Source organism: Pseudescherichia sp. AS216, assembly GCF_037152055.1.
Classification (GTDB): Bacteria; Pseudomonadota; Gammaproteobacteria; order Enterobacterales; family Enterobacteriaceae; genus Pseudescherichia.
Genome location: NZ_JBBCMV010000001.1, coordinates 1,002,418 through 1,014,191 on the forward strand (window position 1 = coordinate 1,002,418; position 11,774 = coordinate 1,014,191).

Sequence of the window (11,774 nt, forward strand, 5' to 3'; positions counted from 1 at the left end):
TACACAATGGCAATTCCAGTTTATCTGTGGCTGAAAGACGATGGCGGTGCGGACATCAAGGGTTCCGTCGATGTGAAGGATCGTGAGGGCAGCATCGAAGTGGTGGCTCAGAAACACGATCTCTATATCCCGACCGACAACAACACCGGCAGGCTGACTGGCACCCGGATCCACACGCCGTTCAGGTTCACCAAGGAGATCGACTCCTCCAGCCCCTACCTCTACAAGGCGGTGACCACCGGGCAAACCCTCAAATCAGCGGAGTTCAAGTGGTACAAAATCAACGATGCGGGCCAGGAGGTGGAGTACTTCAACACGAAGCTGGAGAACGTCAAGCTGGTGAAGGTCGCGCCAGAGATGCACGACATCAAGGATCCGGCCTACGAGAAGCATAACCATCTCGAAACCATCGAACTGCGTTACGAAAAAATCACCTGGACCTATAAGGACGGCAACATCATTCATTCCGACTCATGGAACGAACGCGCTACTGCATAAGCCCCCGGCAGACGGTTTTCCGTCTGCTGTTTTTGTTTTCTGAGCGGCCAGCTGCGGGCTGCTGAGCAAACAAAAACACAATCTGATACCGACCTCGTGCGCTCTGGTCTCCTGAACAACAGGAAACAGCGATGGGCGGTAGCGTGTCCAGGAACTGATAAAGAGAGAGAGTCATGGAAAATCCCGCTGTTCTGCTGCGTCGTCTCAACCCCTACTGTGCCCGGGCAATGGAAGGTGCCGCCTCCCTGTGCCAGACCCGGGGGCAGGGTGAAATTCTGCCGGAGCACTGGCTGCTGAAACTGCTGGAGCAGGATGAGGGTGACCTGACGGTGCTGGCGCGCCGCTATGATTGGGACATGGACGCCCTGTGGCAGGACCTGCTCGGCTGGCTGAATGCGCTGCCCCGCTCGGTACGCAGTCGTCCGCAGCTGGCAGAGAGCACGCAGACGCTGATGCAGAACGCCTGGCTGCGGGCCTCGCTGGCAGGTGAAGAGCATATTCGCAGCGTTCATCTGCTGATGGCCCTGGTGGATAAACCAAAACTGGTGCGCTGCGACAGCCTGTGGCCGCTGCTGACCCTGGGCCAGAGCCAGCTGGAACGCCTGCGTCCGCTGCTCGATGCGCAGTCCGATGAACGCCCGGACGTTCAGCAGGAAGCGGAGCTGGCGCGACATCATGACGGGGAGCTGAACCCGGCGCTACAGAACGTGCTGGATAAATTCACCCTCGACGTCACCGCCAGGGCGCGCGAGGGTCACATTGATCCGGTGTATGGTCGCGATACGGAGATCCGCCAGATGGTGGATATTCTCTCCAGACGCCGCAAAAACAATCCTATCCTCGTCGGCGAGCCAGGCGTGGGCAAAACCGCGCTGGTGGAAGGGCTGGCAATCAGAATTGCCGAGGGCAACGTGCCGGAGAGTCTGAAAACCGTCAGCGTGCGCACGCTTGATCTGGGCCTGCTCCAGGCCGGTGCGGGCGTTAAGGGCGAGTTCGAGCAGCGGCTGAAAAACGTCATCGACGCGGTGCAGCAGTCGTCCACGCCGGTTCTGCTGTTTATCGACGAGGCGCACACCCTTATCGGGGCGGGTAACCAGGCGGGTGGCGCGGATGCCGCCAACCTGCTGAAACCCGCCCTGGCGCGGGGCGAGCTGCGGACTATCGCCGCCACGACCTGGAGCGAATACAAGCAGTACTTTGAGCGCGACGCAGCGCTGGAGCGTCGCTTCCAGCGGGTGTTGGTGGATGAGCCGGACGACGATACCGCCTGCCTGATGCTCCGTGGCCTGAAAACCCGCTACGCCCGGCACCACGGGGTGCATATCACTGACGAAGCGGTGCGCGCTGCCGTTACGCTCTCCAGACGCTACCTCACCGGACGTCAGCTGCCGGATAAAGCCGTGGATCTGCTCGACACCGCCGCCGCCCGGGTGCGCATGAACCTCGATACCGTGCCTGAGCCGCTGATCCGCATGAAATCCGCCATCACCGCGCTAGAGATGGAAAAACAGGCGCTGCTGGAAGATCTGGCGGTGGGGCGCGGCCCGCATGGCGAACGGCTGGAGGCTATCGATCGGGAAGAGGTGAGTATTATTTTGCAGCTTGACGCGCTGGAGACGCAGTACGGTCAGGAGCTGGCGCTCAGCGAACAGCTGCTGGCATGCCGGGCGGATATCTCCCGCCAGAGGGAGCTGGCCGCTCTGCGGCATCAGTTTGCTGAGGTACAGCAGAACCAGCCTTTGCTGGAGGTTGACGTCGGTGTGCGCACCGTTGCTACGGTTATCGCTGACTGGACCGGGGTGCCGCTCTCCTCATTAATGAAGGATGAGCAGACGGAGCTGCTGAGCCTTGAAGCCGCACTTGAAAAACGGGTAGTCGGCCAGGATGGCGCGCTGAACGCCATCGCGCAGCGCCTGCGTGCCGCCAAAACCGGGCTTGCACCGGAGAACGGGCCGCAGGGCGTGTTCCTGTTGGTCGGGCCGAGCGGCACCGGCAAGACCGAAACGGCGCTGGCGCTGGCGGATGCGCTGTTCGGCGGTGAGAAATCCCTTATCACCATCAACCTCTCGGAGTACCAGGAGCCGCACACCGTCTCCCAGCTGAAAGGCTCCCCGCCGGGCTACGTTGGCTACGGTCAGGGCGGCATTCTGACTGAGGCCGTGCGCAAGCGTCCCTACAGCGTGGTGCTGCTTGATGAGGTAGAGAAGGCGCACCGGGACGTGATGAACCTCTTCTACCAGGTGTTCGATCGCGGCTTTATGCGCGACGGCGAAGGGCGGGAGATCGATTTTCGCAACACCGTTATTCTCATGACCTCCAACCTCGGCAGCGACTACATCATGCAGCTGCTGGACGACCAGCCGGAGGCCACCGATGTCGACCTGCACGAACTGCTTCGCCCCATTCTGCGGGATCACTTCCAGCCCGCGCTGCTGGGCCGCTTCCAGACGGTGATTTATCGCCCGCTGGGGCAGCAGGCAATGCGCACCATTGTAGGGATGAAGCTTGACCAGGTTAGCCAGCGGCTGGCCCGCCATTACGGCATGACAACGGATATCGATGAGAGCCTGTATGACGCCCTGACCGCTGCCTGCCTGCTGCCGGATACCGGGGCGCGTAACGTCGACAGCCTGCTCAATCAGCAGATCCTGCCGGTGCTGAGTCAGCAGCTGTTAAGCCATATGGCGACGGGCAAGAAGCCGCAGCGCCTGACGCTGAGCTGGAGTGAGGCGGCGGGCATTGGACTGGATCTCGACGAAGGGGAAATAAGCCATGAGTGACGCGACCTCCCTGATATTCAGCCACAGCCATAACCTGCTGAAGGTCCGGGGCTGTCAGGCGCTGCTGGACGTGCTCTGCTTTGAAGGCCATGAAGCGCTGAGCGAACCGTTCCGCTACACCGTTGAATTCACCAGCCCGGACAAGACCATCACGCCGCAGCAGATGCTGATGCAGGACGCGTCGCTGACCCTGCAGGCTCCAGCTGACCAGGATTACGGCATAAAGGTGCAGCAGCCGGTACGCACGCTTCAGGGGGTGGTTACCGGGTTTGAACGTCTCTCCACCTCAAACGATGAAACGCGCTATTGCCTGACGCTGCAGCCGCGTCTGGCCCTGCTTTCAAGAAGCCACCAGAACCGGATCTACCAGGATATGTCGGTGCCGGGTATCGTGGAGCACATCCTGCGCACCCGCCACGACATGCGCGGGGAGGACTTTGTCTTCACCCTGGCGAATGAGTATCCGCGCCGTGAGCAGGTGATGCAGTACAACGAGGATGACCTGACCTTTATCTCACGCCTGCTGGCGGAGGTGGGGATCTGGTACAGCATTACGGCTGACACCCGGCTCAATATTGACGTGGTGGCGTTTTATGATGACCAGCGCTATGTCGAACAGGGGCTGACGCTGCCGTCTGTTCCGCCATCCGGCCAGCATGACCGCGGCACCGAGTCGGTGTGGGGGCTGAAAAGCCACCATAACGTGGTGGAGAAGTCGGTTTTTACCCGCAGCTATAACTACCGCAACGCGCCGGAGGAGATGAACCTCAGCGCGGATGTATCGCAGGGTGACAGCACCACCTACGGCGAGGCGTATCACTGGGGAGACAACTACCTGACGCCGGGCAACAGCGACCAGCGTGACCCGGAGCCGGAGAGCGGGGCGTTTTACGCCCGTATCCGTCACGAGCGCTACCTGAACGGGCAGCTGCAGCTGAACGGCGAAACCAACTGCGCGACGCTGGCCCCCGGCCAGGAGCTGAAGGTGACCGGCGGCGAGGAGGTGGTGGACAGCTTCCGCCAGGGGGTGGTGGTCACCCGCCTTCACAGCCGCGCCCGGCGTGACCGCAGCTTTGAGGTCACCTTTCACGCGATCCCGTTCTCAGAGCGTTACGGCTTCCGCCCGGCCGCCGTCGCTAAACCGGTGATGGCGGGGACGCTGCCTGCACGCGTCACCAGCACCAAAATCAACGATATCTACGGCCATATCGACCGTGACGGGCGCTACCGCGTCAGCCTGCTGTTTGACCGCGATCGCTGGTCGCCGGGTGAAGAGAGCCTGTGGGTGCGCCAGGCCCGGCCCTATGCCGGGGACACATACGGCCTGCACCTGCCGCTGCTGGCGGGCACCGAGGTGGCGATAGCCTTTGAACAGGGCGATCCGGACCGGCCCTATATCGCCGGCGTCCTGCACGACTCGGCGCACGGTGACCACGTCACCATCTACAACTATAAACGCAACGTGCTGAGAACCCCGGCGAACAACAAGATCCGCCTCGACGACACGCGCGGGAAAGAGCACGTGAAGATCAGCACCGAGTACGGCGGCAAGAGCCAGCTTAACCTCGGGCATCTGGTGGACAGCGAGAGAAATCAGCGCGGCGAGGGGATTGAGCTGCGTACGGACAGCTACGGGGCTATCCGTGCCGGGAAGGGAATATTCATTACCGCTGATGCACAGCCGAAGGCGCAGGGAAAGCAGCTGGCGATGGAGCCGGCGCTGTCACGGCTTTCGGCGGCGCTGGTGGAAATGCAGTCGCTGGCGGCCAGCGCGCAGGAGGCACAGGCCCTGGCAGCAGATGTCGGACGTCAGCAGAGGCTGCTGCAAAAGAAGATCGATCGGCTTCAGCAGGCGGTGCTGCTGGGCACGGCTCCGCACGGTGTGGCGCTGGCAAGCGGTGAAGATATGCTGCTGTCGGCGCAGGAAAATATGACGCTGGTCGCCGGTAAGCAGCTGGACATAGGCGTACAGAAGGATTTTACGCTGGCCGCGGGAAAGCAAGTCAGCCTCTGGAGCCAGCAGGGGGCGAGGTGGTTTGCCTCGCAGGGTGATATGGATATCCAGGCGCAGGGGGGAAACATCACCACCTGGTCAACGCAGGACACGCATATATCAAGCGGTAAGAAACTGGTCATAACCGCCCAGGATGAGCTGACGCTGATATGCGGCGGGGGGTATATCAAAATCAGGGGCGGTAATGTGGAAATTGGCGGGCCGGGTAAGCTGCTGGTGAAAAACCAGGGTATATCGAAACAGGGATCTGCAAATATGCAGGGGGTAATGAAGTCGTTTGAACCGGGGAGTTTTAATGAGCGGTTTGTTATTACCCATCCTGCATCCGGAAAAATATTAGCAAATCAGAAGTATGAAATTCATTTGCCCGATGGAAGCATGACGACAGGAGTGACAGATGCGAAAGGACATTCTTCTCTTATAGGCTCGCAGTCCATTGATGGATTGAAAATTCTTCTGAAGAAATAAGAGGGATAAAATATGCCGCTTAACTTAACCAGGTTATTTATCTTCCTGCCGATAATGAGCGCTGCTTTGCTTTCACTGAGCGGCTGCGTTACTGAAGGTGCCGCATTCGGTCTGGGGGCCGGGAGCCTGCATGAAACGGTGACGACCGAAAAAGATAAGAATGCGCCGCCGCCTGTTTATGGCCCGCCGCAAATTATTTACCGGATTGATGACAGCCGCTATTTCACACTGGAGAATTATACCCGGTGTGATAACGGACAGACATTTTATAACAATAAGAAAAAAGGGATCCATGTCAAAATACTGAATGGATCAGGGTATCTGTTTAAGGGCCGTTTGTTCTGGCTGTCCACACGTGATGATTATCTTGCATTTCCGGCAACCATTAATACGAACTATGCAGCCTGTATGGGTTCGGATAAGGGCTGTATGAATGCAGTTATTGTCACAGTCGATGGTGGGAAGACGCTCAACGGTGCTGAATACGGCGGTTATACACAGGATCCTACAGGCGATACGGAAGATTATGACATGTTAGTCACGAATGAGGGATTTTATATGATCAACTATTGGGATGGAAATAGAACGCCCACAAATGGGTCAGTTGATCGATGGAAATTTCATCCAGATGAAAAGGCAACGAAAGAACGAGGCTACCCGGGAGTCTCTGGTCCGGTATATCAAAGGGAGTTTGAGATGGATGTTTCTCATGTCATACAGGAGAAAATAGTGTGTAACCGTGCAATGGAGCCAGTACAACCATCAGGAGCAACAATAAGATGAGTGCTAATAAATCATCACCGACCCGGAAAGTTGAGGTTTACACTACTGATAATGGCACGCCATTTGCCTATTCAATGACATCTCATAAGAACATCAAAGTAAATGCCGAAGTTCAGCCGCCTTTACATTTACCCGGTTTGATCATATTTGTTCATGGCGTTAACTCTGAGGGTGAATGGTATAATTTTGCTGAAAATGCATTATGTGACGGTCTTAACATACGTCTTGGTTTGTCTGAAAAAAGCGAGAGTTTAATGTTAAAGCCTAACAAGTATTACGACCCTCACTGGAATGATGACGATACAGTATGGGTCGACCCTCCCCGAAAAATAAAAGAAGAAGGTCGCTCCCCGGTTATCCGTTTCTACTGGGGGTACCGCTCAGCGGACCACGAAACTGACCGCTACGCCATCCCGCTAAAAAATAAAAAAGGCGATAACTATTACGACCTCTCTCCCGAAGAGCGGAAAACCAGAGGTCCCTGGTACTGGGGCGGCGGGCCTTTTCAGAACGGCTGCAACCAGCTGGTGAGCCTGTCAAAGAATTAACCGTTTGCACATTATCCCATGAAAATAACAGGCGTGAGTATGATATATAAACTAACTGCATTTTTCGTCAGAATATCACTACTGGGCGGTGCTCTGCTTTCACTGAGCGGCTGCGTTACCGAAGGTGCCGCATTCGGTCTGGGGGCAGGGAGCCTGCATGAAACGGTAATGACGGAAAAAGATAAAAATGCGCCACCGCCTGTCTATGGCCCACCGCAAATCATTTATCAGATTGATGACAACCGCTATTTCACGCTGGAGAATTATACACGGTGTGAGGATGGACAAACATTCTATAACAATAAGAAAAAAGAGATCCATGTCAAAATACTGGACGGGTCAGGGTATTTGTTTAAAGGTCGCTTGTTCTGGCTGTCCACGCGTGATGATTATCTTGCGTTTCCGGCAACTATTAATACACGCCATGCGGCCTGCATGGGTTCAGATAAGGGTTGTATGAATGCTGTTCTGGTCACTACTGATAGTGGGAATATATTGGATGGTATTGCATATGGTGGTTATACGCAGGATCCTACAGGCGATACAAAGGATTATGACATGATTGTTACTGATAATAGTTTTTATCTGATTTACTATCGCTCGCTTAACAGAACATATCCTGTTGTTGATCGATGGGACTTTGATAAAAAGAGCGATGTAGGATTCGTTCGTTCAGACAATGAATATGAGCTACTCAGGCCAGGGGAAGATCTCCCACCGTACGGTTTTTACAAGCTCGACTTATCAAAACTTTACCCCCGCAGCGGAGACATAAAAATGCGGTGCGACAGAAAGCTTGAACCAGTTCAGCCCTTAAGGAAATAATAATGAGCGATAAATATAAACTCCCTTTCCCGACACGCAAAGTGCCGATATTTTTTACTGATAATGGAATGCCCTATGCGCGTTCTATGACTTCGCATAAAAATATTAAGGTTCGTGCTGAGGTGCAACCGCCGCTACAGCTACCGGGACTGGTTATTTTCGTGCATGGTGTTAATTCAGAAGGTGAATGGTATAAAAACGCAGAAGCAGCGTTATGTAAAGGTCTTAATGAACGGCTGGGGCTGAGTGGTGAGTTTGCACTAATTGAAAATAGATACGAAGAGGGTCATCTGGTGCCCTGCGATGAAAAAGAAAGTGGGCTGAGTACCTTTTACGGTACAGACGGAAACAGGATGAAATGGATCTCTGGGTCGCGGCATATCAAAAAGGGCGGGGAAGGCCGCTCGCCGGTTATCCGCTTCTACTGGGGCTACCGTTCAGCGGACCACGAAACCGACAGCTATGCCATTCCGCTAAAAAATAAGCGGGGCGATAACTACTATGACCTCTCGCCTGAAGAGCGGAAAAGCAATGGCCCCTGGTACTGGGGCGGCGGTCCCTTTCAGAATGGCTGCAACCAGCTGGTGAGCCTGTGGAGTGAGCAGGGGTTCGATAACTGGCCCGCTGCTCTCGGCATCCCCATTCCGTTCAGCACCCAGCTGATGAATGGCGAGCGGGATCGGCTCCTGACTGCCGCGCCGCCGCGCCACTACTATGCGCACGCCGCCGGGCGGCTGGCCGACCTGATAAAAACTGCCCGCCGCAAACATCCTGAGGACACCGTCACGGTCCTGTCGCACAGCCAGGGGACGATGATTGCCCTGGCTGCGGCGGCCATTGAGGCACCGGATGCACTGTTTGTGATGAATTCACCCTATGCCCTGGACAACGAGCCCACCACCTACATCTCCTATCCGGTAAAGGAAATCATCAGCCGTGAGGCCAGAGAGGCGACGTTTGCCGATATCGTTAAAAAGGTGGCGGAAAACAGAAACCGCCTGGCGCAGCAGGGCTGTGACCATCTGCTGGCGGGCGTCAGCAGTGACGGTGAAAGCTGGACGCCGCAGGGTAAAACGCACGGTGGCCTGCCGGAGCGTGACAACCACGGCACCACCTGGATTTACTGTAACCCGCATGACCGGGTGATGGGCTCGGCCCCGCTGCGCAGCATCGGCTGGCAGGGGCTGCCGGACACGGCGGAAAGCAACTACAGCGCGCCGCATCCTCTGTTCGCCATGGCCGGAGAGACCCTGTATGTGCGAATGCTGGGACGCAACACCCCCTGCGGCGCAGAGCCGGATGCACAGACACACTTCGGCAACCTCGGTGACGGCAGGCCGTTCTGGGACAGCACCACCACGCTGCTTCAGGAGATGACCTGGCCGGCGCCACCCCGGGGGCAGACGCTGAACATCAATGCGCCCCGGGTCCCGCAGCCGCTGACAGCAGAAGATATGCAGAATTTCGATCAGGATTACGCCAGCACTGAAAAGCAGGGCGGCCCGGAGGGTTTTGGTTACGGGCAGATTAACCCGGTGACGCACAAGCCTGTTGATGTCGACTACCGCTACTACATTTCACTCTACGGTTACTTTAACCAGAAGATGGTACGCAAACCTCCTTCCTGGTCACTGCCGGGACCGGGTTCGAAAGAGACGCGCCGGGGATATGCGAAGCAGTCAACTGCCGACATGCTGGAAGAGGTGCGGACCTATGTGCAGCGTCCGACGGACCACAGCACCCTGCCCATGGATGAGCGTTTTATGAGCCGGGTGGTGGCTTACGATTTACCGGTAGGGTACTGCTGGCACTCATGGGACAGGGCAAGCCTGGCAGATTTGCGCAGGCAGGCCGACTGGCTGGAAAGTGATGATTATTATTTTCATGGCAAACTGACCATTCCGCCGATGCCGGATATTATCCGCCAGGATGCGGATCCGGCTGCGGCAGAGAGAAAAGCTGAAGAAACAGCTCGGCATACTAATAAAATGTAGGGGGTGCTACTCAAAGAGTTATTAGATTTTATCTATTCGCAGCTTAATAAATAACTGTCGATTTAAATAATTTATGCGATTTTTGGATTTTATTATTGTGATTTATAGATATAAGAACTCTCTCCCTGAAAATATATTTTATTAAAAATTAGTGCAAGGAAGTTTATATGCCCAAACGTATTGTAGTCCTTAACGATTCCACGTCTCACGGCGGTCGGGTAATTTCTGCTTCTTCCACCTTTGAAATTGAAGGCAGAAATGCGGCATTACTGAATGACATCGTATCCTGCCCGGAGCACGGTTCCACTCCGATTGTGGAATGCGATATGAGCTATGAGGAAAACGGTAGGGGAATTGTCGTGCATGGCTGTAAGAGCGCCTGTGGTTCGGTGGTGTATGCCAGCCTGCCGGATATGGAGATTGATTAATGGGATGGTCCTTACCCAATATTCCCGCCATGGATAAAACTCCCGCCTGGTCGCCATGGATTTGTCTGTTGTTTATTGTCGCTGGTGTATTTGTCGTGTTAGTGCATGTTGTAATGCATTCGCCTATTGGAGGCCTTCCCACACTTGCCAGCGGCTACTGGCTACCGCTGACAGCATATACTCTGGTGGGGATATCGACGGCTATAGCTTTGTATCTATTATGGTGGGAAGCCCGATCTTATTGGGTTTGTAACTGGAATAACTGGCGTCAGGATACGCGCCTGGCCTGGCAATATTATGCGCACCAGCATCTTTGCGTCGTCCGGCATGCGGTACTGACCGCGGATCCTCAGCTGCTTCCCCGCCTGGTGGGTGGGGCGACTGAGCATCAGGATGACGATCATCCCCTGACACTGGCCACGGATAAGCCTGTGATACCTGGTGTTTTTCGTTTTGAGCAGCTTTGCCAGCAGTTAATCCAGCAGCATAGAACGTCACTTATTCAGCGGTATCCTTCCGGGCCGTTGACGGTGCTGATACAGACAACTTCTATGGATAAAGAGAGGGAAAAGGAGGCACTTTCCCGCCTATGGGCAGCCGAAGGGTTGCCGTGGACGCCAACGATTCAGTTTTTGCCTGACGAATTGTTGTGTCACGACTGGAACCAACGTTTACAGGCTACACATGCTCCTGTGCTGGTACTGGCACTACATTACCGCCAGCCGGAGGAAAATTTACCAGAATTTGCCTGTGCGCTGATGTTGTTCCCTGAGGCGATGCTAAAACCCGCAGAACAACGGGATGCGGTACGGGTATTTCGCGCTATGCCGCTGAATACGGGTGCGTTACCTCGTGAGTTAGCCGAGCTGCGCGATATAGCCCAGCAGCCAGCCGGGATAAAGCATCTGGTTTGGTACAGCGGGTTATCTGGATCATCTGCACAGGCACTGGGACGCGTGGTTAATGAATTACCTCTGCCTCTGCATGAGGATATCGCCACCGCTGGCATTATCGATTTTGCCAAAATCAGCGCAAATTATGGTCATCTGGCCGGATGGCTGATGGTCGCTGCGGCAACAGAGATGGTCAATTACGGCCCGGGGAGTCACTGGCTATTACAGGCGGATAACAAGCAGGCCTGTGCAGTGGTCGTGGGTAATAGTCTGCCGGTGATCCGTGATGAAGAAGTGCGACGCTCCCCAATGCCTTATCCAGCAGGGTCACTCTGCCTTGGGATATTGCTCAATATCGCGGTTTTCACTGCCGTAGCCCGTTTTTTTCCAGACTGGTTTTTTTCCTGGTACGGCGTGCTCAGTATGCTGTTGTCACTGGTCGCTACGCTGCCGGGAGCCGTGTTTCTTCTGCGCCGCACCCTAGCTTCTCTGCAACGCCCCCGCTTTATTCAGGCTGCCGGACTGGCCCGCAAGGAGTAATCC

General features: G+C 55.7%; 9 protein-coding genes. All 9 read left to right on the top strand.

Annotated elements, in window-relative coordinates:
* The first annotated feature begins 6 nt into the window (after nucleotides 1-6).
* The 9 genes from WFN61_RS04945 to WFN61_RS04985 all read left to right on the top strand — a co-directional run bounded on the left by WFN61_RS04945 (nucleotide 7) and on the right by WFN61_RS04985 (nucleotide 11,771).
* Nucleotides 7-498 (top strand): Hcp family type VI secretion system effector, encoded by a 492-nt coding sequence (locus WFN61_RS04945; protein WP_312274251.1) that lies wholly within the window; start codon nucleotides 7-9, stop codon nucleotides 496-498.
* Between the two features lie 173 nt (nucleotides 499-671).
* Nucleotides 672-3,278 carry a type VI secretion system ATPase TssH gene (gene tssH / locus WFN61_RS04950; RefSeq protein ID WP_337037969.1) on the top strand — a complete coding sequence of 869 codons (2,607 nt, stop codon included), beginning with the start codon at nucleotides 672-674 and terminating at the stop codon, nucleotides 3,276-3,278.
* A complete protein-coding gene (locus WFN61_RS04955) occupies nucleotides 3,271-5,760 on the top strand; it encodes a type VI secretion system Vgr family protein (RefSeq protein WP_337037971.1) in 2,490 nt (829 codons plus the stop codon). Before tssH ends, WFN61_RS04955 begins: the two co-directional genes overlap by 8 nt.
* Nucleotides 5,761-5,772: 12 nt before the next feature.
* Nucleotides 5,773-6,543 (top strand): T6SS immunity protein Tli3 family protein, encoded by a 771-nt coding sequence (locus WFN61_RS04960; protein WP_257757411.1) that lies wholly within the window; start codon nucleotides 5,773-5,775, stop codon nucleotides 6,541-6,543.
* Entirely contained in the window at nucleotides 6,540-7,091 is a 552-nt protein-coding gene (locus WFN61_RS04965; protein WP_257757412.1) for a T6SS effector phospholipase Tle3 domain-containing protein, read from the top strand. Before WFN61_RS04960 ends, WFN61_RS04965 begins: the two co-directional genes overlap by 4 nt.
* Nucleotides 7,092-7,130: 39 nt before the next feature.
* Nucleotides 7,131-7,916 carry a T6SS immunity protein Tli3 family protein gene (locus tag WFN61_RS04970; RefSeq protein ID WP_257757413.1) on the top strand — a complete coding sequence of 262 codons (786 nt, stop codon included), beginning with the start codon at nucleotides 7,131-7,133 and terminating at the stop codon, nucleotides 7,914-7,916.
* Between the two features lie 68 nt (nucleotides 7,917-7,984).
* Nucleotides 7,985-9,910, top strand: a complete 1,926-nt coding sequence (locus WFN61_RS04975) for a T6SS effector phospholipase Tle3 domain-containing protein (RefSeq protein WP_436880848.1) — start codon at nucleotides 7,985-7,987, stop codon at nucleotides 9,908-9,910.
* 167 nt (nucleotides 9,911-10,077) lie between these two features.
* Entirely contained in the window at nucleotides 10,078-10,338 is a 261-nt protein-coding gene (locus WFN61_RS04980) for a PAAR domain-containing protein (protein WP_257757415.1), read from the top strand.
* The gene (locus tag WFN61_RS04985; RefSeq protein ID WP_337037976.1) at nucleotides 10,338-11,771 is read left to right on the top strand and encodes a hypothetical protein; all 1,434 of its coding nucleotides are present in this window, start codon (nucleotides 10,338-10,340) and stop codon (nucleotides 11,769-11,771) included. Before WFN61_RS04980 ends, WFN61_RS04985 begins: the two co-directional genes overlap by 1 nt.
* Nucleotides 11,772-11,774 lie beyond the last annotated feature (3 nt).